This is a genomic window from Roseofilum sp. Guam, from assembly GCF_017746735.1.
GTDB classification, from domain to species: domain Bacteria; phylum Cyanobacteriota; class Cyanobacteriia; order Cyanobacteriales; family Desertifilaceae; genus Roseofilum; species Roseofilum reptotaenium.
The window spans coordinates 26,172-49,444 of record NZ_JAGHZN010000013.1 but is presented as its reverse complement, the minus strand read 5'-3'; the positions used below and the strand labels follow the sequence as shown (position 1 = coordinate 49,444).

The following is a 23,273-nucleotide window of genomic DNA, read 5'->3' as shown; positions in this document are numbered from 1 at the left end:
ATTTTGTAGGGGCGAAAAATTTTTCGCCCCTACATGCAGATTTTTCTATCTTCAATTACTGCGATCGGCCCAGATCTGAGCTGAATTTGCATTCTCACCATAAGTAATAACCCGCTCCTGAGCCGCTCCATAGTTTTCACTATCCTCTGGCACTTGAGCCATTAAATCCCGTGCTTGCTGCCATTGACTAGAAACCTCTTCCCATTCAGCACGGGTACTAGCCGTTTGCGCCAGTTCAGCAGCACTCATCGCTAGGTTAATCCCCTCTCTCCACGGATCGGTTGAAGCTGGGGGAACTGATGCCGGATTTGCAGGTGTGGCTTCCGGTTCTGTCGTTTCTGGTGGGCTTTCTACGGCTGTCTCAGGGGCTGCTGTGTCAGGGGCAATTTCCGGTGCAGTTGCAGGCAGGAGAGGAGCTGGAGCCGGACGTAGGAAAAACCACCAAACTGCGCCACCAATGACAGCAACAATAGGGATTGCCAACAAAGGCAAGAACTTCTTCGCCCCTGATTTCTTCTGCTCTCCAGATTCATCAAGCTCTGAGTCTAAAGGTTCCGCACCATCGAGATCGTTACCGTTATAAGAATTTAAATCCTCATCCGGATCGTCAAGGGCAAAATTGGGTAGCTCTTCCTCATCCTCTTTCCCTTGCAACAAGTCAATTGTATCGCTCCAACTCGGCTTTTTCGATCCAATTTGACGGCCGTAGATCTGTAGGGTTGGGAACGAGTCAATACCCATATTGAGGATTTCGTCATGAACGATCGCCACATATTCTTCCTGTTCGGGTATGTTTTCCCCTTCCAGGAGGATATGTAAACAGCCTTCTTTAACCAGTGCTTTGGCGGTAACCCCTTGGGGTTGTAAGACACTGTTGAGAGCATCGGTGATCTCTGCTGGATTAGGTTGTGCCATGGCGCTGAGTACCCTGAACCGGATGAATTTGGACAAGGAGGAGTGAGACAGACAATGGTGACTCAGGTTAAGTCTTCAATTCCTGGCCCATTACTATCTCGCGTCAATAGTAGCAGAGTTTGAGGCTCTGTGGGATTTTTTTGGCTTACAGGGTACTGAATATTTTATTCGAGATCAAGTGTTACAAGAGGCAATTGGATCAATCTCATACTGATATGACTACTATTTACCTAAGGAGAGGAATTCTAGACATAGCGGCTAAACAGGGTTTCGTTGACTACTCATTACCAGCGTACTAGGGATGAATCGCGCGATCTCCCAAAGCGCTATATTAGAATCCAACATCAAGCTCACACTATAAATTCTATGCCTAAATTAACCATCAAAGACTTAGAATATCTCCAAACCCAGCATCCCAACTATCGGATGGAATTAGTTCAAGGAGAAATTATCTTTATGAGTCCTTCGGGGTTAGAATCAGATGAAGTCGCTGCTGCTATTGTCGCTGAATTATCCCATTGGGTGAGACCGCGAAAATTAGGGCGAGTCATTGCCTCTAGTGGTGGATTTCGTTTACCCAATGCTGACGGAGATGTTCGCGCACCAGATGCTTCTTTTATCCTCGCTCAACGTTTACCTCGCACCACTGATAGTTATGCTGAATTAGTGCCAGATCTCATGTTTGAAGTTAAGTCGAAAACCGATAGTCTCACCAAATTGCGCGATAAAATTCAAGAATTTATAGCATTAGGAACTCAGGTAGGAGTATTGGTCGATCCAAGAACTCGTACCATGGAAGTTTATCGACTCAATCAAGACCCGATAACGTTAGGTGATGGAGATATTTTTACGGTTCCGGAATTGCTCCCTGGATGGGAATTACCGGTGGTCGAAATCTGGGCCCCGGAATTTGATTAAATGGAGCCGATCCCATTGTGACTGAGTATGTTATACTACGGGCTGATCTCTAGTCAGGCTGCATCTTGGTTTTTCGCTTTGATCTATCTGAATGGAGATCGTTTCTGTTTCTGAACCCATTGATAAACAGCCTAAATTGAAGTACCAATCGACAAAAGTTTTTGATGGATTTTCTACTTGCTTTCGACAGTGGCGATCGCAAGGTTCTCATTGTCATTTTTTACACGGTTATAGCGTCTCGTTTAAGGTTTGGTTTGAAGGAGAGCTAGATCACCATTGTTGGGTTTGGGATTTTGGTGGGATGAAAAGAGCCAGGACTCAAATTGATGGCATGAATCCGAAAGCATGGATGGAGTATATGTTTGATCATACGGTGATTGTAGCAGAAGATGACCCCTATTTACCGAGTTTTTATCAACTACAAGAACAGGGGGTGATTCAGCTTCGAGTGCTTCAAGCAGTCAGTGCAGAAAAGTTTGCTGAGTTGGTGTTGACTAAGCTTAATGAATTTGTGCAGACGGAAACTACAGGTAGAGTAAGAGTTAAGCGTGTTGAGTTTCGGGAACATGAACGAAATTCTGCTGTAGTGGAAAGTAATTAATGATTAATAATTACGGTGGACATCTAAATAATTGTGTACGTTATACTATCGCTAATGAACTTAACTGACAGTATTTTATCTGATTGTATGCATTAGAAAAAGATAGAGAAAAGAGAAGGGTCTCTCCTATACTCTTTCCTCTATTTTAGCACTCTAGCGCTACAATCAATCGCACCTAATGCCCTATTTTAGCTGAGACAGCCCACTACGCTGCGGCAGGTTCTTCATAGGGAATAAATAGCTTTTTCTGCGCTCCACAGATAGGGCAACTCCAATCATCGGGAATCGCAGAAAAGGGAATTCCGGGAGCAATTCCAGAATCAGGGTCGCCTTTTACTGGATCGTAGATCATCGAACATTGACGACAAATCCATTTTTGCGTCGCTTCATCATCGCTGGGGGCTTTTTTGGTTGCAGTTTGACCCTCTAAAACCTTGAGAGCATCCGTATATTGACGAGCGTGATGCTGTTCAATACTGGTGAGCAGGCCGAAATTGTGGGCTGCTTTACGGAAGATTTGAGCGTGTTCTTGGGATTCTTGGGTTTGAGCTTCAAATTCAGCTACTGCATCGCTGTCACGGTCTTCTCTGGCTGCTTGAGCAAACTCTGGATACATGGTGGTGTATTCGTAAGTTTCCCCTTCAATGGCTAGTTCTAAGCATCGGGAGGCGATCGCCTTTTTCTGCTCTTCTGTCAACGGTTCGGTATCATCGACTACTAGTTCGGGATGAATGAGGCGAAAATGGGCAAACGCATGTTCAGTTTCCTGATTTGCTGTTTCTCGAAAGAGTTTCGCCAATTCTGGCATCCCTAACTTTTTCGTCACTTCAGCAAAAAATAAATACTTACGGTTTGCCATTGACTCTCCACCAAAGGCAGCCTCGAGATTTTTAGCGGTGTTGTTATTGGATAAATCCATGGTTCACGTTTGTTTTTGTTTGAGCAGGTCATTATATCTTAGTAGAATGCAGCCATTTATGAAATAAACGGGTTAATCTCGGCATAACAACATAAGCCAATAAAACAACAACTAATCCGGTCATAATGGCTTGGCGGAGAAGAAAGTGCAGGGCAGATAAATGAGGGGTAACCAGATAACCCAAGATTGATGAACAGACAAAAACTCCCAGCCAAGTCACTAAGACTGTTTTATATTTTGGAGGAGGAGAAAATATGGTATTGGGGAGAGAAACCAGCGCTTCTAATCCGGTGAGAATCTGTACATTTTCTTGCTTTTCAGTCAGGGGTTTAGCGCGTTCAATCCATTCTTTTCGCTCTGGCGATCGCAGCCAGTGACAGAGATTGTGATAGCGATCGAAACGGAGAATAATCACATATTCCTTTCTCGAACCTGATTGAGGTCTGAGAATAGTTACCCCCTGATGACCCTCAAATTCTCTGGCCACTTCAGAAATGCCTTGCAACCACTCTTCATATCCAGATTCGCGACCTAGGCGAATATAATGGGAAATGACAGCGGTCACTTGTTGATTTTGATTATTTGGGTCATTCATACTTTCTGGGGGAGTGAGGGGATAGGGGGATTTAATCATAGGATTAAAAGGTGACAGCGCTTCGAGCTGTCATGAAGTACAGTAGCAACAATGAGCAAACCAATTTCTTAAATATTTCCGATCAATTAAGTCCAGGGCTACAGCCAGAAGAGTATCAATCATAGAGCGGGTAGTAGGAGAGAAATTAGAAATAAAAGACTTCAACTCTATCCTGGGTAATAGCTCCAACTAAAGTCACTTTTGACCCTCGATAAAAGAGTTTCATTTCCCTGAATCTTGTCCCTTTTTCTGAGCGCCCATAAGGGCAGCTTCCCCGTAGAAAAATAACTGTTTGATCTATAAAAATCCGGTTTTCTGGGTCTATATCTCTAATTTTCTCCCAATACTCCACTCTCAATTTTTGCACCCTTTCTGTCTCTGCTTGAGTACTATACCTCGTTAGTATGCATTGGTATCAAGCATTTAAGGATTTGATGCTATCCTACCTTGCCCTGCTGCCTTGCCGAAATCCCTGCCAGCGCCGCCAGGTTCCTCGTACATAATGCCATTGTTGGTAGGTGTGGTAGGTAACGAATAGCAAAAAACCATAAGATGACCAAAAGTGGAGCGCACGGCCCAACTCTACCCGGTCTTCATTGGGGGGAAACAAATCTGGAACCACCAGCCCGAATAATTTTACACCATTGGCTTGGAAAGAGTTGGAGAAGAAAAAACCAGTCAGGGGAACCCCCACCATCAAGATGTACAGGCTCAGGTGTAAAAGGGTCTTCTGCCACCATTTGGGAGTGGTTTTGGGAAAGCGCTTGGCATATTTTTTCCCCCAAACACGAACTAAGGTGATAACACGCCAAGCTAAGAGAATCAGAGAGATAATTGCGATCGATTTATGAAAGTCGTAGAGTCCATTACGACCAGGGAGATCTCGTGGCAAACGAGCCATGATTGGCCCAGTGCAAAACAAAATAAGATAACAGCCCGCCATCCACCAATGCACGCTCATTAAGTGTTGAAAAGCTGAAGTTTTTCGAGGTTTGTTTTGTTTTGTTGTCATGATCACATTTCTTTTCGATTTTAATTTTTAATTGATCTTAGTAGCAACAGGCGCAAGCTAGACCTCCCCAAAATTGAGATAGACTACCCGGTTGATTCAAAGAGAATAACTTTAAGTTGGGTCGTTTTGGTGAGTGAATACCTGAAGTCCACCTCTGCTCAGATGCAGGAATAACACTGATCCGAGAATCATTATGATATCCCCCAAAATATTTTACCGGAGACCAATCTGGACTAATAGGTAAGGGTGGAGGAGATAAGTTGCTAAATTCTTCACTACCATAAACGGGTTGACCATCGACAAGGGTTAACACGGATTCAAGATGTTTGATTCTCTCTTCGGGTACAGAGAAAAAATCTTCTGATAGGACGGCTAAATCTGCCAATTGGCCGGGCATAATTGCGCCTTTATTTCCCTCTTGATTGGAGAACCAAGCGGCAGCCGTGGTATATAACCTTAAAGCCTCCATGCGATCGAGACGGTTGGCTTCAGAATAAAGGGTTGTGCCGCCAACAGTTTTGCCAGCTACTAACCAATATAAACCGACCCAAGGATTGTAACTGGCGACTCGCGTGCCGTCTGTTCCCCCAGATACTGGCACATCCATCGCCATGATTTTTTTAATGGGAGGAGTACGATTAGCAGCCTGCACGCCATATCGGTCAAGAAAGTATTCGCCTTGATACGCCATCCGATGTTGAAAGGCAATGCCACCGCCTAACGCTTTGACTCGCTCAATATTGCGATCGCTAATCGTCTCTGCATGATCTAAAATCCAGTGCATTCCATTCAAGGGAATTTCGCGGTTCACTCTCTCAAATATATTTAAAAACCGCGAGATCGATTGATTATAGGTGGCATGGAGTCGGAATGGCCATTTATTAGCAGCCAGAAGTTGAATCACCTCTGTAAGTTCGGCTTCCATGTTGGGATTGAGATCGGGACGAGGTTCGGTAAAGTCTTCAAAATCTGCGGCTGAGAAGACTAACATTTCTCCTGCACCATTGAGGCGATAAAAATCGTCTCCTTGTCCCGGATTGGCAATGTTAATCCAGCGTTCAAAATCGGCTTTTTCTGCCCCTGGGTTTTGGGTAAACAGGTTATAAGCGACCCGAACGGTCATCAATCCTTCTTTGTGGAGGTGGTCAATGATTTGATAGTCATCGGGATAATTTTGTCCTCCACCACCGGCATCAATGACGCTGGTAATCCCCAAACGGTTCATTTCCCGCATGTAGTGACGACTGGAGTTGATTTGATCGTCTAAACTTAATAGGGGGCCTTGGGCGATCGTTGCATAAAGAATGGCCGCATTGGGTTTAGCAATCAGCATTCCTGTCGGATTACCATTGCGATCTTTTTCAATGACTGAACCGGGAGGGGGTGTAGTATTACGGTCTATCCCTAGAGCGCGTAATGCAGCCCCATTGAGCAGGGCACGATTGTATAGATTGAGAATAAATACGGGTACATCTCTCGATACCGCATTAACTTCTGCCAACGTCGGCATCCGGCGTTCAGCAAACTGAAATTCACTCCACCCACCAATCACCCGTACCCATTGAGGGGCAGGGGTTCTCGCGGCTTGTTCTTTGAGCATTCGCAGGGCATCCGCGAGGGAGGGCACACCATCCCAGCGCAGTTCCATGTTATAGTTTAAACCACCTCGAATCAAGTGAGTATGACTATCATTTAAGCCGGGAATGACCGTGCGACGATTCAGATTAATGGTTTGGGTGCGATCGCCGCGATAAGCCATCACTTCCTTTTCCGTACCCACTGCGAGAAAACGGTTACCCTTAATTGCGACAGCTTCAGCAAAGGAGCGGCGATCGTTTTGGGTAGCAATCCGGGCATTATAAAGAATTAGATCGGCTTTTTGACTCGTATCAGTAGGGTTTTGTCCCCACGATTTCCCTTTATCTAATAGATACGTCGAAAATCCTGCGGCTAAAGCCCATTTAAAAAAATCTCGTCGGTGGACTTTGTGGTATTGATTCATAATTGGTTGGTAATACTGTTAGATGACAGGTCAAGTTTGTTGTACATCACATAGGCATCAACAAAGCCTTGTGACGGGTGTAAAAATGCTTCTGGTAATGTCCCCACAATCTCGAAGCCCAGTTTCCGCCAGAGGCGAACAGCACTCGTATTTGTTGACACCACCAAGTTGTATTGCATCGCCCGAAATTCAAGTTTTATAGCTTCTGTCTGAGAGTGTTTGCACAGAGCAGAAGCGATGCCCTTCCCACGAGCTGCTTCTGCCACGATGTAGCCAGAATTGCAAACATGAGAACCCGGTCCGGGTTGATTCGCTTTTAGATAGTAAGTTCCCTGTATTAACCCATCTGAATTTTCTGCAACGCAGGTAACTACTGGCATTTCAACCCAAACTTTAAATGCCTCTTCTTCTGTAATATGAGTTGCAACGCTGTAGGTCTCACCTGCACGAAATACAGGCTCGATAATTTGCCAAGTTGCTGGCCAGTCAGCTTGTTCTAGAGGTCGAATAATCATCACGCATTAAGGGGATCGTTTTCAGAGGTTATTTTAGGCTGACCTTCCAGGGTTAGACAATCTCTTATCCATTACAATGCTTGGTGATTTGTGCTATATTGAATCAAATATTCAGGGCATTATTCAGAGCCAGATCAACAGTATGAAAAATCAAACGCCTAGTTTTCATCAAAAGTGCTATGAACTTTTAACAAAAATTCCCCAAGGTCAGGTCACAACCTATAAAGAAATCGCAAAAGCCCTTAATACTAAAGCCTATCGTGCCGTGGGAAATGCGATGGCTCGTAATGACAATCCGATTGTCATCCCTTGTCATAGAGTGGTCAAAAGCAATGGCGAAATTGGTAATTATCGTTTAGGAGTACCTCGTAAAAAGGAATTACTCCTAAACGAGGGCATTACGATCAAAAATAATCGGATCGAAAATTTGAGTGAAGTCCTTTATCAATTTTAAACCGATTCAAACGGTTTAGAACCTATTTTCGATCACCAATTCGCTCAACGGCAATTGTCCCGGTTTTGGCCAAGGTTCTTTAAATTTTTTACCAATGGCAACCATTGGCCCCATAACATGGTCTGCGGGTAAATGAATCAGTTCTGCAACTTTCTCAATGTCAAAGCCAATCATCGGGCAAGAATCATAACCCATTGCTTTAGCCGCCAACATCAAGGTTTGCATCGCCATACCAATCGAGCGTTGAGCCTCGTCCCGCTGTAGCCATTCCCGTCCCTCATGAAACGGCCCCATCCAACCTACTAATAAATCAGCCACTTCTTTGGGGGCATTTTGCCAATAGCGTTCGGGGGCTTTCTGCCAGGCTTTCATATCTGCTGTAAACAGAATTAGTAAAGAAGCATCTGTCATTTGTGCTTGATCATTACCTAACTCTTTGCGAATTTTTTCACGTAATTCGGGATCGCGAAGAATTACAAAACGCCAATGCTGAATATTAAAACTCGTTGGAGCTTGAATCATAGCTTCCAGAAGTTTTCCTTCTTCTTCTGGAGTCAGTTTATGATTGGGATCGAAACCTTTAATCGAACGACGTTGATAAATCGCCTGTAAAGTATCCATTGAGTCAAACTCCTCTTGATTGGTTTAATGCTTCACAAATTAATCTATTAGAATACTGGAATTACTGTTGTGTAGCAAAATAGCTGGTCATCAAATTTCGATAGTTGGGAATATACTTAGAGAGTAAAGCCCCCAAACCTTCAATATCATTGCGCCAGTCACGATGGAGTTCGCAGGCGACACTAAACCAATTCATCATTTGTACCCCAGCCCCTTGCATCCGCAATAATGCTGCATCTCGTACATCTTTGCTAAATGTACCCGATGCATCAGCTACCACAAAAACATCAAAGCCTTCTTCCAGGGCACTTAAAGCAGGAAACGTCACACAAACATCCGTCACAACTCCCGCCATAATCAGTTGTTTACGACCGGTATCTTTGATGGCTTTCACAAAGTTTTCATTATCCCAAGCATTAATTTGACCGGGACGAGCAATATAAGGGGAATTGGGATGAAATTCTTTAATTTCGGGAACTAAAGGGCCATTAGGGCCATTTTCAAAACTGGTGGTTAGGATGGTTGGAAGATTAAAGAAGTTCGCTGATTCTGCTAAAGCCAAAACATTATTCTTAAATTCATTGGGTGAATAATCTTGGACTAATGAGATTAAACCCGCTTGATGATCGATGAGTAAAACGACGGCATCATCTTTAGATAGACGTTTGTATTGATAAGAATCAGGCATGATTATTGATTACAGATTGAGACAACATAGCGGTGTTATCAAGCTAAATAACATTAGCTCGATCTTTACAAAGTAATGGGTCGTTAAGTGATTAATTAAGGGCTGCTACACAAGCAGATGAATTTTGTACCAGCCACCCTCATCATAAAATGGTTCTCTAAAAAAGACAATATAGTATTTTAGAGACACATTGTCTCTATTTTGTTTACAATTCAGGGTCTGATGGATAAGTTTGAAAGTATACATGCATTCACACAAGTCGTTGAAGAAGGTAGCTTTGCTGCGGCGGCGAGAAAAATGCAGCTCTCGCGTTCAGCAGTGAATAAGCTGGTGATTGCTTTAGAGAAGTATTTGGGAGTGCCATTGCTCTACCGTACAACGCGTCAAGTTACACTGACCGATAATGGTCAAGCATTTTATGAACGCTGTCTTGATATTCTTCATCGCTTAGAAGAAGCAGAATTCAGTATTTCTGAGCAACAGACTGAACCGAAAGGAAATCTGAAAATCAATGCTCCGATGTCTTTTGGCCTCTCCTTTTTAGGTGCGAAAATAGCTGAGTTTATGACTCAATACAAACAGGTTAAAATTCAATTGACGTTAGAAGATCGTTTTGTAGATCCGATCGCTGAAGGTTACGATCTGGTTATTCGCATCAGCTTACCTCTAAAATCTCCAAGTTTGATTGTTCACCCCATTGCCACTATTTCTCGCGTCATTTGTGCAGCCCCGAGTTACCTCAATAACAGAGGGATTCCGACTGAGATTGAAGACTTAAAACAACATTCGTGTATGCATTATGGATATTTGGCAACTGGGGAACGTTGGCCCTTCATTTATCAAGGAGAAGAAGGACTCATTTCTATTGATGGGGTCTTTTGTTCTAACAATGGAGAAGTTTTGCGAGATGCGGCTGTCAATGGATTGGGCATTGTAATGTTGCCCAACTTTATTGTCGAACAAGATTTAAGGAAAGGAAATTTACAGGTTCTCTTGTCGAACTATAAAGTTCCAGAATTGACGTTATATGTCGTGTATCCGGTAAGTTCGAGCATTTCTAAGAAGGTTAAGCTATTTACTCAATTTATGCAACAGGCATTGGATGAGGTTAAATATCAGGATTCAGAAACGGGAACTCTTAAGCCAAAATAGGTTACTACTAATTCCGTTGAACCGGTATTTCGTAATTCATGAATTTCTCCAACATCAATGGCAATGCAAGTGCCTGGAGAAAGGGCATACTCCTGGTTATCTACGGTAATAATCCCTGTGCCAGATTCAATAAAAAAGACTTCGCACATATCTTGATGGGCGTGACCATTCGCGACTTCTCCAGGGGGAAATTTGGCTTGGGAAAAGTTGGTTAAATGGGGTAAGTCCCCAATACGTAACATGACTTGTTTATGGATATTGGCATTATGCGAAACGCCTTCTTGGGGGATGTCGTTTAAGGTCGTGATTTTCATTAGGGAATAGGGAATAGGGAATGGGGAATAAACGCATTATGGTTCATCTAGAGGTTCAGACTCTAAGGACTTCGGTAAATTGCGGATGACCTCGGCTTGAAACCAAACCCTGAGAATAGTTTGTAACTGTACTCGACTAATATAGGGCCATCCTCCTTCGGTTTCCATGTCTCGCAGCAGGGTATACAAGGCTTGACGGTTATTGGGAAGGGAGTCTTGAAACCAGGTTTCTCGAATATAACGATGCATGTCTTCGAGACTGCGAAGGATAGCTAATAAGGTAACGGCATCCTTTTGATGTGTAGCTGCTAGGCTTTGTATCCGCTCTAGAGTGGCGTTGAGTTCCTGTTCCCAGGGTTGTAGAGTAGGGTCTAAATCCTTGTCCATCCGTGATTGAATTGTTTACCTATGTTAGGGTGATTGAATTATATTTTACTGTAACCGAAAACTGGCGATCGCCGCTATCCCATCGATTAAAAGTTGGATTGGAGGATTCGATCGATTTGTTGAAATAATTCGGACTCAGTGGAAGAGTTATCTAACAGGCGATCGCCTCGCTGGCATTTTTCAGGTAAGGGCATTTGAGAGTTGATTCTCATCTGCGCTTGTTCTAAAGTCAAGTGATTGCGGCGCATTAACCGTTCTATTTGTTGTGCTTCAGAACAGTAGACCACCCAAATCTCCTCAACTAGATCGGTCATCTGAGCTTCAAAGAGGAGGGGAATGGAGAAGACTAGGGTATCCTGGGGAGAGGATTGATTGAGGTCATGGTATAGGCGATCGCGCACATAAGGATGAATTTTCTCCTCTAACCATTGCCGCTCTACGGGGTTACTAAAGACAATTTCCCCTAACTGCTGACGATTTAATCCCCCTTCTGGTAACTCAATAGTCTTTCCATATCGTTGCACAATGCGTTGGAAAATCGGCGATTTCGGTTGCACCGCTTCTCGTGCATACCGATCGGCATCAAACACGGGTAAACCATAACGTTGTTCAAGATATCCAGTAACCGTACTTTTCCCAGTCGCAATTCCCCCCGTAATTCCAATTTGCGCTTGTTTTTGGCTCATCGTCGAGATTGTCCCTCTTATTCGTCATTTCCAATAAAAATGAAACATATAGAACAAGGAAGGAGCGAAAAGAATTTCGCCCCTATTCGTATTAAATGATTAATACGGCCATTTCCAGTTGACAATCTCTTCCCTATCAATGCCTTGTTCGCGGGCATATTGGAGGTTTTCGATAATGGCATTTTTCATCCGTTCTTTGACATAGGCAGCCGCAGAACCGAGTTTCGGCACGCGGTCAATTACATCAATTACGAGGTTAAAGCGATCGACTTGGTTATTGATCGCTAATTCCAGAGGGGTGTTAATGTTTCCTTTTTCTTTGTAGCCGCGAACATGAATCCGGTCTTGATTAGCGCGGCGATACACCAGTTTGTGGATTAACCAAGGATAACCATGGAAGTTGAACATTACAGGTTTATCAACGGTGAAAAGGCTGTTAAAGTCGCGATCGCTTAAACCATGGGGATGTTCTCCTTCTGACATCAGTTTAAACAAATCAACAACATTAATAAAGCGTACTTTAAGATCTGGGAATTCATCGCGCAAAATAGCAGTTGCAGCCAAAGATTCCATCGTCGGAATATCGCCACAGCAAGCCATAATCACATCCGGCATATCCGGGTCTTTGCCACAGTCATCATTACTGGCCCATTCCCAGATGCCAATCCCTTTGGTGCAATGTTTAACCGCATCCTCCATATTGAGATATTGCAGGTGCATTTGTTTATCCGAGATGATCACATTTACATAGTCAGTGCTACGTAAACAGTGGTCAGAAACCGAGAGTAAGCAGTTGGCATCGGGGGGGAAGTAAACGCGAACCACATCGGGACTTTTGTTGGTTACCAGGTCTACAAATCCAGGGTCTTGGTGGCTAAAACCGTTGTGATCTTGTCGCCAAACGAGGGAAGAGAGGAGAATATTTAAGGAAGATACGGAGGCCCGCCAGGGGACTTCATTTTTACAGATATCTAACCATTTGGCATGTTGGTTAAACATCGAATCCACTACATGGGCAAAGGCTTCGTAAGTATGGAAGAGTCCATGACGACCGGTCAGTAAGTAGCCTTCTAACCATCCTTGCAAGGTATGTTCGCTGAGGATTTCCATGACCCGACCATCCGTAGAGAGTTCGCTACCGTCGAGGTCTTCGGGAAGGAAGTCAGCCATCCAGACTTTTTTGCTCACTTCGTAGACCGGATGGAGACGGTTAGAAGCCGTTTCATCGGGGCCGAAGAGCCGGAAATTATTTGGGTTGTCGCGCATAACTTCCCGCAGAAAGTAGCCGAGGAATTTGGTATTTTCCACTTCCACAGTGCCCGGTTTGGGGATTTCTACAGCAAAGTTGCGGAAGTCTGGCATTTTTAGATCTTTGCGGAGGATGCCACCGTTAGCACTCGGGTTCGCACTCATGCGGCGATCGCCTTTTGGAGACAGTTCTTTTAATTCCGGAATCAGTTTGCCGTTCTCATCAAACAGTTCTTCCGGTTTATAGCTCTTCATCCACTCTTCCAACAAGCGCACATGCTCTGGGTTACTGTGCATTCCGCCCATAGGCACTTGGTGCGCTCTCCAAAAGCCTTCTACTTTGTGACCATTCACTTCTTTGGGCCCCGTCCAGCCTTTAGGAGTCCGCAGAATAATCATTGGCCAGCGGGGGCGTTTGGCTTTTCCTGTTCGACGAGCCTCTTCTTGAATTGCCCGAATATGGTTAATACAAGTTTCCATCGTTCCGGCCATCTTTTGGTGCATAATGGCTGGGTCATCACCTTCAACCACATAGGGGGTATACCCATAGCCGATAAACAAGCTTTCAAGTTCCTCTGCACTGATGCGAGAGAGAACAGTTGGGTTGGCAATTTTATAGCCGTTCAGGTTAAGAATAGGCAAAACCGCCCCATCCCGGATTGGGTTCAGGAATTTGTTTGAGTGCCAAGCTGTAGCCAGAGGGCCGGTTTCCGCTTCTCCATCTCCAACCACCACAGCCGCGATCAGGTCGGGGTTATCATACACTGTTCCGTAGGCATGGGAAACACTGTAACCGAGTTCTCCCCCTTCGTGGATAGAACCGGGAGTTTCTGGGGTACAATGACTGCCGATATGACCGGGGAACGAGAACTGCTTGAAGAATTTCTGCATCCCTTCTTCGTCTTCGCTTTTGTCTGGATAGACTTCAGAATAGGTTCCTTCCAGATAAACGGGGCCTAAAACTCCAGGGGCACCATGGCCGGGACCGGCTAGGTAGATTGCGTTGAGGTCATATTTGTTAATCAGCCGATTGAGGTGAACATAGCTGAAACTGAGGGCTGGGGACGCTCCCCAATGACCGAGGAGGCGGTATTTTATATGTTCGGGTTTAAGAGTTTCTTTTAGTAAGGGATTGTCTCGCAGATAGATCATACCTACAGCAAGATAATTACAAGCCCGCCAGTAGGCATCCATTTTTTTTAACTCATCGGGGGAGAGTGAATTTTCCTGGGGACTGAGTCTTTCAGGTGAAGCTACCATAAGTTCTAATCTATCTTAACGAAAGGGCCAAATGCTTGAAGTTGTGTCAATTTTGAGCCGTCACTTTTCAGTTCCAAGCCATGCTTCTGAACTTTTGGTATATTAAACTCCTTTACCAGCGAAATGTCCCCAGAGTCCAAAAATCTTAAGATTTCCTTTGGGTTCCCAGAGTGGCGTTTATCCCTCTTCTATCAACCCGCGCTATAGAACTCTAATGATATGGCTTTTGGAGAAACTTTAAGGTAAAATTAAAGTTATATATGCTATCTTAAATCTCCACATTATAAAGTCAAGAAAATTACCCTAAAAACACTTGCTACTGAAAGAGTCTTGCATTTTATTTTTGCCTTTATGGCATTAGATGAAGGTTTACAGATTCACGAAATTATGATTATCCCGGAAGTGGGCAAACATCTACCGGTTATCTTTTCTGCCGTTTGGGTGATTCCCTATGGCGTTGTCACTTTGGGATTAATCTATTATTTTTCTAAGTTGGTCAATCATTTACCAAGACAAATTAAAAGGATGGCGATCGCCTCGGGAATTCTTTACGTGTTCGGCGTTTTAGGTTTGGAAATGATGGGTAGTATCTGGATTGGAATTGCAGGAGGAATGCAAAACCTCGTCTATTCCTTGCTCGCTAGTACGGAAGAAATGCTGGAAGTGACGGGTTTAATCGTGCTGATCCATGCCTTACTGATTTATATTACAAAATACCATCGCCAGTCGATCGAGATTACCTTTGATATCCAAAGTCAAAAATAGTATACGAATCGATCCTTGATAGAGCAGGGTCTGGGAGAACCTGGTTAAGCGGATTTTCATAGAGAAATGATATTACAGGCCATCTTAAGGGAGATTTAACTTTATATTAATATCGAAAAATTAAGGAGTTTGGTAGTTTTAAACCAAGTCTCTCTTGCTAGAACATAATGGGAACAAGCATTCCATCTGTGACCCGTCTAATCCTATGAGCCTAACTTTATATTTTCTTAGACATGGAAAAACTACCTACAGTCAACAGGGAGGTTATTGGGGATTGATGGGGGACGATTTCGCGATCGCATTGCCATGCCAGTCGGTGGGGTGAGCATCGTAGAAATGCGCCCCCATGGCCCCTTATTACACCAATTAGCCGATCGCTCCCATCTAGAGAGCGCACTGCGATCGCGGCCTGGAACTTAGTATCCATTCTTTTTCTTTTGCAATATTTAAGGTGAGTAGACTATGGCCCATTCTTTATACGTTAGTACAACAGAAGTCGCCAGTGGAAAAGCTCTTGTTTCCTTAGGGGTAATTGAATGCTTATCCCGGAAAACGAGCAATATTGGATTTTTTCGGCCCATCATTCGTAAACCCGAAGTGGGGGATATTGATGATGATATTAAACTGATTCTCACCCATTTTAGGCTGAAACAATCTCCAGAAGATGCCTTTGGCTTATACTTGCAGGAAGCGACGGATTTACTGAGTCATCATCATTTAGATGACCTCTTGGATCGGATTATTGAGCGCTATAAACAATTAGAGAAGAAATATGATTTTGTAGTCTGTGAAGGTTCAGATTTTAAAGGTCAAGAAGCGGCTTTTGAATTCGATCTGAATGTAGAAATTGTCAAAAATTTAGGCTGTCCCGTCTTAATTGTGGGTAAAGCCAGCGATCGCACCCCAGAAGAAGCCATTAATTCCGTACAACTGCCCCTGGATGTGTATCGGGAAAAGGAATGCGATGTGGTTGGAGTGATTCTGAACTTAGCCCAACCCGATCAGGTGGATACGCTCAAAGCCAGTTTGGTGAAAGAGTTGGATTTGCCCGAGAGCTTAGTTTCAGTCATTCCCTACGACCGTCGGCTCAGTAGTCCTCGCATGCGGGATGTTGTGGAACAACTGAATGCTGAAGTCCTATATGGACATAAACGGCTCAATAACCTAGCCAATAAGTACGTGGTAGCCGCGATGCAAGTGCAACATGCCCTTGAGCGTTTAAAGGAGGGTAATTTAGCCATAACCCCTGGCGATCGCTCGGATGTTATTCTCGGTGTTGTACAGGCCGATCAATCCGTAAATTACCCTAACTTAGCGGGTTTGGTTCTTTCCTGTGGTATTCAACCGCACCGAGTGATTGCCAAACTCCTGGATGGTTTACCCGATCCACCGCCCATTTTGTGCGTCGAAAGTGATACCTATACGACGGCTTCAGCCATTCATGATCTACATATTTCCCTCACCTGTGGCGATCGCGAAAAAATCCATGTGGCGATAGAAACCTTTGATCGCTACGTTAACTTACAAGAACTAGAAGAGCGTATTGAAGGGGTAAAAACCAAGGGCATGACCCCGAAAATGTTTACTTACAACTTGGTACAACAGGCCAAAGCCCAAAAACGCCATATTGTTCTTCCGGAAGGCAACGATCCTCGGATATTGCAGGCGGCGAGTGTGCTGTTATCCCAAGGTTTAGTGAATATTACCCTCTTGGGTAGCCTCTCAAGCATTGAACAAACGCTGAAAAAACATAATATTCGCCTGGATTTAAACCAAGTCCAGATTATTAATCCTGCCATTAGTGAAAACTTCGATCACTATGCCGAAACCCTCTATGAATGCCGCAAACATAAAAATCTCAGCCTTGATATGGCTAAAGACTTAATCATGGATGTCTCCTACTTTGGTACACTCATGGTCTATAGTGGAGATGCCGATGGCATGGTTTCTGGAGCTGTCCACACTACCCAACATACCATTCGTCCTGCGCTGCAAATTATCAAAACTCAACCGGAGTGTTCTATTGTTTCCTCCGTCTTTCTGATGTGTTTAGAAGACCGGGTATTAGTGTACGGAGATTGTGCCGTGAATCCGAATCCCACGGCCGAAAAACTAGCAGAAATTGCCCTCTCTTCTGCTGATACTGCCAAACGATTCGGTATTGAACCCAGAGTGGCCTTACTCTCCTATTCTTCTGGAGAATCGGGTAAAGGGGAAGAAGTGGAAAAAGTGAGAAAAGCCACTCATTTAGCTCAACAAAAACGCCCTGATTTGAAAATTGAAGGGCCGATTCAATATGATGCTGCTGTCGATCCAGAGGTGGGTGCTCAAAAAATGCCCAATTCTGAGGTTGCGGGACAAGCAACTGTTTTAGTTTTCCCCGATTTAAATACCGGGAACAACACTTATAAAGCCGTCCAGCGGGAAACCGGAGCGATCGCGATCGGCCCGGTTTTGCAAGGTTTGCGTAAACCCGTCAATGACCTCAGTCGCGGCTGTACAGTTACTGACATTATCAATACCGTCACCATTACTGCCATCCAAACCCAAACCATTTGTCCTCTGAATTCCCCAAGCCCATGAAAATCCTGGTTTTAAACGCGGGTTCCAGCTCCCAAAAAAGCTGTTTATATGACATTACCGGAGACCAACTCCCGGCCCATCCTCCCCATCCCCTGTGGGAAGCGACCATTGACTGGACAGTGGCCACGGACTATGGGGTAATGAAAGTCAAGGCGAATGGGATCAAGCAGGAAACCAACTTATCCAGTGATGCGAAGGAAGAGGCGATCTCTAAACTCCTGCAAACCCTGGTGAGCGGAGACACCCAAGTTTTAGAGAGCCTCTCGGAGATTAATGCTGTCGGTCATCGGGTGGTGCATGGCGGAACGGAATATTCCGAAGCTACCCGCATCACCCCAGAAGTCCAAGCCACCATTACCCAACTCATCCCCCTGGCACCATCGCACAATCCAGCCAATTTGCAGGGGATAGAAGCTGTGGAGAGGGTCTTACCCGATGTGCCCCAGGTGGCGGTATTTGACACTGCTTTTCACAGCCAGATGCCCCCAGAAGCGGCGGTATACCCTATTCCCTATGAGTGGTTTGAGCAAGGAGTGCGGCGCTATGGCTTCCATGGAACCAGTCACCGCTATTGTGCCCTACGCACGGCTGAGTTAATGGAAAAACCCCTAGAGTCGTTGAAGATGATTACCTGTCATTTGGGCAATGGCTGTTCCTTGGCTGCGGTGAAAGATGGTATTAGTGTCAATACCACCATGGGATTTACGCCTTTAGAGGGACTGATGATGGGAACCCGGAGCGGTTCGATTGATCCGGCGATCATCTTCTATCTAATGCGCGATCGCGGTTTTGATGTCAATAGCATTGACCGAATGCTGAATAAAGAATCCGGTTTTAAAGGGGTTTCCGGACTCTCTGCGGATCTGCGAACCATTCTACATGCGATGAATGAGAAGAATGAACGAGCAACATTAGCCTTCGATCTCTATATTCATCGTCTGCGGAGTGCGATCGGTCAAATGTTAGCTAGCTTGGGCGGATTAGATGTTCTGGTCTTTACCGCAGGGGTAGGCGAGAATTCAGTAGATGTGCGTCACAGAGCCTGTGAAGGCTTTGAGTTTTTGGGATTAACGTTAGATGTAGAGAAAAATATGAACTCTCCCATGGATACGGATATTACTACTCCAGATTCTGCCGTGCGTGTTTATGTCATTCATACGGAAGAAGATTGGGCGATCGCCCGTCAAACCTGGCAATGTTTGCGATAAACCCTTCGGCAGGGAAGAAACCCGGTTTCTACTGAAGTTGAGGCAATCAACCAGAAGATTGGCAAGAAACCCGGTTTCTAATCCCCTAGCGAGGAATTGCTCTATTTATCGAACCAATGAAAATGCCCAAATCATAAAGCCACCAGATATCGCAAGCAACCCAGAAATTTTATAAATATTATCAGTCAAAGCTTCTCGTTTTTTAACCCCTAGATAAATACTAAGAAATAAAGGAATTAAGACTCCCAGTTCAATGAACAGGTTTTTGTATAAGTAATAATTCGTCAATGAAAGGAGTCCTGCACTGGGCAATATCCCAAAAGGAAGTTTAAATAGATACCTGCTAAAGGGCCAAAATAAAGGAATACCCAGCACGCCCACAAATAAATCTAAAATCGGATTAGAGAGTCCAGCACTAATGACTTGAAGACTTCGACTTTTTAAACCTTTGCCCCTTAATCCCCAAATCCATAGCATCACAAAGGTTAGAATGGGCAGGAAGAGAGCAAAGGTTAACGAGTGAGTCACTCGGAGCTGATCGTGGGCGGATGGATGTAAAAAGGGGATAAAATGGTCTAAGTCGGGTACTAATGCTAAAGTAACTAGCCAAGCTAACCATACAACGCGATGTCCTAGAGACTGGTTCGGTTTATCGCAAGCATAAATGGTGAATGCTGCTAAACTATGACCTACAAAAGAAGACATAATATCACATCTGGAAAATCAACTTTAATATCGTAGGTTGGGTGAGCGACAGTGTAAACTAACACTCTATATCATCTACTATACCTTGGTCTCTAACGGGTTATTCCCAACCCTTCGCCAGGGAAGAAACCGGGTTTCTAGCAGCCCACAGGGGAGGACGGGTTTATAGAATCGATCGCTTTGTCTCCTAAACTTGGGTGAACCCGCCCCTACTTCATCTATTTCGAGTCAATGCCAAATGTTTAAAATTTACCTCAAACAAATTACAATTACTTTCCTGATCTTATTTCTCAATCCATTAATTGCCCTGGGTCAAGAAACAACATCAAAAAATTGCCCTTCCGACCTAAGTAATACTATTAACGCTGTAATAAATCGCCCAATATTTCGTCGCTCTCGGTGGGGGATTTTAGTCGAGACCTTATCTGGAAAAAATAGAATCTACAGCCAAGATGCTGAATATTACTTTATTCCTGCTTCTACTTCCAAGCTATTAACAACCGCAGCAGTGTTACAAAAATTCAGACCTCAATTTAGGATTAGAACGTCTATTTATGGTGATGAAAACGGAAATATATATGTGGTTGGCAGAGGCGATCCTAGTTTAACCGAAACTGAACTTAAGAAATTAGCTGAACAACTCAAAAAACGAGGCATAACCAGTATAAATCAGCTTATTGCGGATAATAGTTATTTTCAGGGAACAGCCATTAATTCTAATTGGGAATGGGAAGATGTTCAAGCGGGTTATGGAGCACCCATTAATAGTTTGATTTTGAATCAAAATTCTATAGATTTAATTTTGTCTCCCCAAGGTTTAGGTCAACCTTTGAACGTAACGTTTGTCGATCCAGAGCAACGTGAAAGATGGCAAATAGAAAATAACTCTGTCACAGTTGCAACGAATGAAAAAGAATTTGTACAAGTAGGACGAAGTTTTACTCAACCCATAATTCGTATATCGGGGCAACTCCAAGTGGGTTCAGTATCGGAACCGGTTTATCTAGCAGTTGCCGAACCTATGGATAATTTTTTAAATAAATTTCGTCAGGTTTTAGAGTCAGAAGAAATTAGGGTTTCTCGAATAGTCGAAAAATCCCAAACGACCTCGAATTTAAGCTTAACTGAATTAGCTTTTGTTGAGTCTCCTACAGTGGGAGAATTGATAGAAGAAGTGAATAAAGAAAGTAACAATGTTTATGCAGAAGCGTTGTTACGTCAACTGGGTGCGAGAAGTGATTTGGCTCCTCATAATGATACGTTATCAAAAAGCTTGGAGGAGGCAAAATTAATTTTAACTCGGTTAGGAGTTACTCCCAATAGTTTTAGGTTAAATGATGGTTCTGGATTATCTCGTCATAATTTAGTCAGTCCGGAATCTTTGGTACAAACTCTCAGAATAATGGCTAATTCTCCTTGGGCAGATCTCTATCAAAATTCTTTGCCGATTGCTGGTGTAAGTGGAACTTTAAGTTGGCGTTTTAGAAATAGCTTGGCTGAGGGAAATGTACAAGCAAAAACAGGAGCATTAAGTGGAGTTGTATCTTTGGCAGGATATATACAACCTCCCGATTTTGAACCCTTGGTTTTTAGCATTATGGTTAATCAATCTGATTTGAAAACCCAAGAGGTAAGAACTGCTATTGATGAAATTGTTTTGCTTTTGACTCAGTTGAAATATTGTGGTTAAATTAAAATAGCTTTGAGCAAATATTTTTGAGTTCGAGTGATCCAAAGATATTCAATACCGTCTCTATCAGGTTATTCCGAACCCTTCGCCAAGGAAGAAACCCGATTTCTAGCGGCCATTGGGGGAGGGCGGGTTTACAGAATTGATGGCTTTATCTGCTAAACTTGGCTGTTTCGGAACCCTTGATATCCAAGATAGTATCTACAAAACAATGATATTTCTGAACGGATAAGGAGGAACATCAAAATTCCTCCTTATCCAGACCGTTAATTAAACTACAGCGGTTTCATGTTGTGCATGAAGACGTTCTTTTTTCAACGCTTCCGAAAGACGGTTGAGTGCGTTGACATAAGCTTGAGCAGACGCGACTACAATATCCGTATTCGCCGCATGACCCGAGTATACCCGGTCTTCATGTTGGACGCGGATGGTGACTTCTCCGATCGCATCTATTCCTGCTGTCACCGACTGTACCGAGAACTCAATCAACTTATTCGGCACATTAATTACCCGATTAATCGCCTTATAAATGGCATCCACCGGCCCGGTACCGATCGCCGCATCAGTTAGCTCTTCTCCGTCGGGAGTCCGCACGGTTACCGTTGCCGTCGGTTGCGCGCGATCGCCACAGGAGACTTGCACCAACTCTAAACGGAAGAAGTCTGGTGCTTGTTGAATCTCATCATTAACAATCGCCTCGATATCCCAGTCGCTGATCTCCTTTTTCTTATCAGCTAACTCCTTAAAGCGCACAAACGCCTTATTTAAATCGGTGTCCGACAACTCAAAGCCCAACTCTTGTAGACGGTTACCGAAGGCATGACGGCCTGAATGTTTACCCAGTACAATCTGGTTTTCACTCAAGCCAATGGACTCGGCATCCATAATTTCATAGGTGAGCTTATTCTTCAGAACCCCATCCTGGTGAATTCCCGATTCATGGGCAAAAGCATTCGCACCGACAATCGCCTTATTCGGCTGCACCAACATCCCAGTTAGATTGGACACCAATCGCGAAGTCTTATAAATTTGCTTCGTATCGATCTGGGTCAAAGGTTCTGTGGACTCTGGAGCGCGGCCAAAGAAGGGATTATAATACTGACGGCGCACATGCAGAGCCATCACTAACTCTTCCAATGCCGCATTTCCTGCCCGCTCTCCAATGCCATTAATGGTACATTCGAGTTGACGAGCGCCATTTTCCACGGCTGACAAGAAGTTTGCCACTGCCAAACCTAAATCATTATGACCGTGAACCGAAATAATCGCCTGGTCAATATTGGGTACATTCTCCTTAATACCGCGAATTAAGGCTCCAAACTCGGCTGGAGTCGTATAGCCAACGGTATCCGGGATGTTAACTGTGGTTGCCCCAGCAGCGATCGCCGCCTCCAAAATCTGATACAAGAACTCCGGATCGGAACGTCCCGCATCCTCTGGCGAAAACTCCACATCATCCACAAACGACTTTGCATAAGCCACCATTTCCGGTGCAATTTTTAGCACCTCTTCCCGGCTCTTCTTCAACTTATATTGCAGATGGATATCCGAAGTGGCAATAAACGTATGAATGCGAGGTTTAGCTGCTGGTTTCACTGCCTCCCCTGCGGCCTTGATATCCTCGCGAGTCGCTCTGGCTAACCCGCAAATGGTTGGCCCGGTTTCGGTTCCCACCGTAGCGGCAATCTTCTGCACCGCATCAAAATCTCCTGGACTTGCAAACGGAAAACCAGCCTCAATCACATCTACTCCGAGACGGGCCAGTTGTTTCGCGATCGCCAGTTTTTCATCGCCATTCAGGGTTGCCCCTGGACATTGTTCGCCGTCGCGGAGAGTGGTATCAAAGATTATGATACGGTCGTGTTGAGGTTGCATATTCATACAAGCTATTCGACAAAAACAGATTCATATTATTCTAGCCCAAATTCTAGTTCTGAGTATATTGAAGCGATCGCCTGAAACTTTAGATATTGGAGAATTTCAGTTCTTGAAAATC

At 44.2% G+C, this 23,273-nt stretch carries 22 protein-coding genes and 1 pseudogene; 9 read left to right on the top strand and 14 right to left on the bottom strand.

The features are described 5' to 3' along the window. Positions 1-51: 51 nt before the first annotated feature. Complete coding sequence (locus tag J7529_RS06480; protein WP_271939922.1) at positions 52-915, bottom strand: hypothetical protein; 864 nt, start codon at positions 913-915, stop codon at positions 52-54. A 366-nt stretch (positions 916-1,281) separates the two neighbouring features. Here J7529_RS06480 and J7529_RS06475 point away from each other — a divergent pair, with 366 nt between their 5' ends. Both J7529_RS06475 and J7529_RS06470 read left to right on the top strand, forming a co-directional pair. Continuing rightward, entirely contained in the window at positions 1,282-1,833 is a 552-nt protein-coding gene (locus J7529_RS06475; RefSeq protein ID WP_318728313.1) for a Uma2 family endonuclease, read from the top strand. A gap of 91 nt (positions 1,834-1,924) precedes the next feature. Next, on the top strand, positions 1,925-2,434 hold the full coding sequence (locus tag J7529_RS06470) for a 6-pyruvoyl trahydropterin synthase family protein (protein WP_318728312.1): 510 nt from the start codon (positions 1,925-1,927) through the stop codon (positions 2,432-2,434). A gap of 205 nt (positions 2,435-2,639) precedes the next feature. On the opposite strand, the gene J7529_RS06465 is transcribed toward J7529_RS06470, so the two are convergent. From J7529_RS06465 to J7529_RS06445, 5 genes are all read right to left on the bottom strand, one after another. Further along, a complete protein-coding gene (locus J7529_RS06465; protein ID WP_318728311.1) occupies positions 2,640-3,353 on the bottom strand; it encodes a rubrerythrin family protein in 714 nt (237 codons plus the stop codon). Between the two features lie 31 nt (positions 3,354-3,384). Further along, positions 3,385-3,987 carry a hypothetical protein gene (locus tag J7529_RS06460; protein WP_318728310.1) on the bottom strand — a complete coding sequence of 201 codons (603 nt, stop codon included), beginning with the start codon at positions 3,985-3,987 and terminating at the stop codon, positions 3,385-3,387. 442 nt (positions 3,988-4,429) lie between these two features. Then, the gene (locus J7529_RS06455) at positions 4,430-4,999 is read right to left on the bottom strand and encodes a cytochrome b (protein WP_318728309.1); all 570 of its coding nucleotides are present in this window, start codon (positions 4,997-4,999) and stop codon (positions 4,430-4,432) included. 37 nt (positions 5,000-5,036) lie between these two features. Then, positions 5,037-7,001 carry an amidohydrolase gene (locus tag J7529_RS06450; protein ID WP_318728308.1) on the bottom strand — a complete coding sequence of 655 codons (1,965 nt, stop codon included), beginning with the start codon at positions 6,999-7,001 and terminating at the stop codon, positions 5,037-5,039. Beyond that, the gene (locus tag J7529_RS06445) at positions 6,998-7,516 is read right to left on the bottom strand and encodes a GNAT family N-acetyltransferase (protein ID WP_318728307.1); all 519 of its coding nucleotides are present in this window, start codon (positions 7,514-7,516) and stop codon (positions 6,998-7,000) included. Before J7529_RS06445 ends, J7529_RS06450 begins: the two co-directional genes overlap by 4 nt. A gap of 76 nt (positions 7,517-7,592) precedes the next feature. On the opposite strand from J7529_RS06445, the gene J7529_RS06440 reads away from it, so the two are divergent. Continuing rightward, positions 7,593-7,970, top strand: a complete 378-nt coding sequence (locus J7529_RS06440) for an MGMT family protein (RefSeq protein ID WP_318728306.1) — start codon at positions 7,593-7,595, stop codon at positions 7,968-7,970. 15 nt (positions 7,971-7,985) lie between these two features. Here the strand turns inward: J7529_RS06440 and J7529_RS06435 are convergent, their stop codons facing one another. Both J7529_RS06435 and ycaC read right to left on the bottom strand, forming a co-directional pair. Next, positions 7,986-8,591, bottom strand: coding sequence for a nitroreductase family protein (locus J7529_RS06435; protein WP_318728305.1), 606 nt, complete (start codon positions 8,589-8,591; stop codon positions 7,986-7,988). A gap of 61 nt (positions 8,592-8,652) precedes the next feature. Then, a complete protein-coding gene (ycaC, locus tag J7529_RS06430; RefSeq protein WP_318728304.1) occupies positions 8,653-9,279 on the bottom strand; it encodes an isochorismate family cysteine hydrolase YcaC in 627 nt (208 codons plus the stop codon). Between the two features lie 222 nt (positions 9,280-9,501). Between ycaC and J7529_RS06425 the strand changes: the two genes are divergently transcribed. After that, complete coding sequence (locus J7529_RS06425) at positions 9,502-10,431, top strand: LysR family transcriptional regulator (protein WP_318728303.1); 930 nt, start codon at positions 9,502-9,504, stop codon at positions 10,429-10,431. Here J7529_RS06425 and J7529_RS06420 read toward each other — a convergent pair. The 4 genes from J7529_RS06420 to J7529_RS06405 all read right to left on the bottom strand — a co-directional run bounded on the left by J7529_RS06420 (position 10,395) and on the right by J7529_RS06405 (position 14,326). Continuing rightward, complete coding sequence (locus tag J7529_RS06420) at positions 10,395-10,745, bottom strand: cupin domain-containing protein (RefSeq protein WP_318728302.1); 351 nt, start codon at positions 10,743-10,745, stop codon at positions 10,395-10,397. The two genes, J7529_RS06425 and J7529_RS06420, sit on opposite strands and share 37 nt — an antisense overlap. A gap of 36 nt (positions 10,746-10,781) precedes the next feature. Further along, entirely contained in the window at positions 10,782-11,132 is a 351-nt protein-coding gene (locus J7529_RS06415; RefSeq protein WP_318728301.1) for a hypothetical protein, read from the bottom strand. Positions 11,133-11,218: 86 nt separating this feature from the next. Continuing rightward, positions 11,219-11,818 (bottom strand): dephospho-CoA kinase, encoded by a 600-nt coding sequence (gene coaE, locus J7529_RS06410; RefSeq protein ID WP_318728300.1) that lies wholly within the window; start codon positions 11,816-11,818, stop codon positions 11,219-11,221. 99 nt (positions 11,819-11,917) lie between these two features. Beyond that, positions 11,918-14,326, bottom strand: a complete 2,409-nt coding sequence (locus J7529_RS06405) for a phosphoketolase family protein (RefSeq protein ID WP_318728299.1) — start codon at positions 14,324-14,326, stop codon at positions 11,918-11,920. Between the two features lie 351 nt (positions 14,327-14,677). Here J7529_RS06405 and J7529_RS06400 point away from each other — a divergent pair, with 351 nt between their 5' ends. From J7529_RS06400 to J7529_RS06385, 4 genes and pseudogenes are all read left to right on the top strand, one after another. Next, a complete protein-coding gene (locus tag J7529_RS06400) occupies positions 14,678-15,091 on the top strand; it encodes a hypothetical protein (RefSeq protein ID WP_318728298.1) in 414 nt (137 codons plus the stop codon). A gap of 264 nt (positions 15,092-15,355) precedes the next feature. Next, a pseudogene (locus J7529_RS06395) lies at positions 15,356-15,511 on the top strand (histidine phosphatase family protein); the annotation flags it as partial. A 42-nt stretch (positions 15,512-15,553) separates the two neighbouring features. Continuing rightward, the gene (gene pta / locus J7529_RS06390; protein ID WP_318728296.1) at positions 15,554-17,674 is read left to right on the top strand and encodes a phosphate acetyltransferase; all 2,121 of its coding nucleotides are present in this window, start codon (positions 15,554-15,556) and stop codon (positions 17,672-17,674) included. Next, positions 17,671-18,882 (top strand): acetate kinase, encoded by a 1,212-nt coding sequence (locus J7529_RS06385; protein WP_318728295.1) that lies wholly within the window; start codon positions 17,671-17,673, stop codon positions 18,880-18,882. Before pta ends, J7529_RS06385 begins: the two co-directional genes overlap by 4 nt. A 105-nt stretch (positions 18,883-18,987) precedes the next feature. Here J7529_RS06385 and J7529_RS06380 read toward each other — a convergent pair whose 3' ends face one another. Next, positions 18,988-19,587 (bottom strand): metal-dependent hydrolase, encoded by a 600-nt coding sequence (locus J7529_RS06380; RefSeq protein WP_318728294.1) that lies wholly within the window; start codon positions 19,585-19,587, stop codon positions 18,988-18,990. A 238-nt stretch (positions 19,588-19,825) separates the two neighbouring features. Between J7529_RS06380 and dacB the strand changes: the two genes are divergently transcribed. Beyond that, positions 19,826-21,277, top strand: a complete 1,452-nt coding sequence (gene dacB, locus J7529_RS06375) for a D-alanyl-D-alanine carboxypeptidase/D-alanyl-D-alanine-endopeptidase (protein WP_318728293.1) — start codon at positions 19,826-19,828, stop codon at positions 21,275-21,277. Positions 21,278-21,547: 270 nt separating this feature from the next. On the opposite strand, the gene J7529_RS06370 is transcribed toward dacB, so the two are convergent. Beyond that, positions 21,548-23,152 carry a 2-isopropylmalate synthase gene (locus J7529_RS06370; protein WP_413038824.1) on the bottom strand — a complete coding sequence of 535 codons (1,605 nt, stop codon included), beginning with the start codon at positions 23,150-23,152 and terminating at the stop codon, positions 21,548-21,550. Between the last annotated feature and the right edge of the window lie 121 nt (positions 23,153-23,273).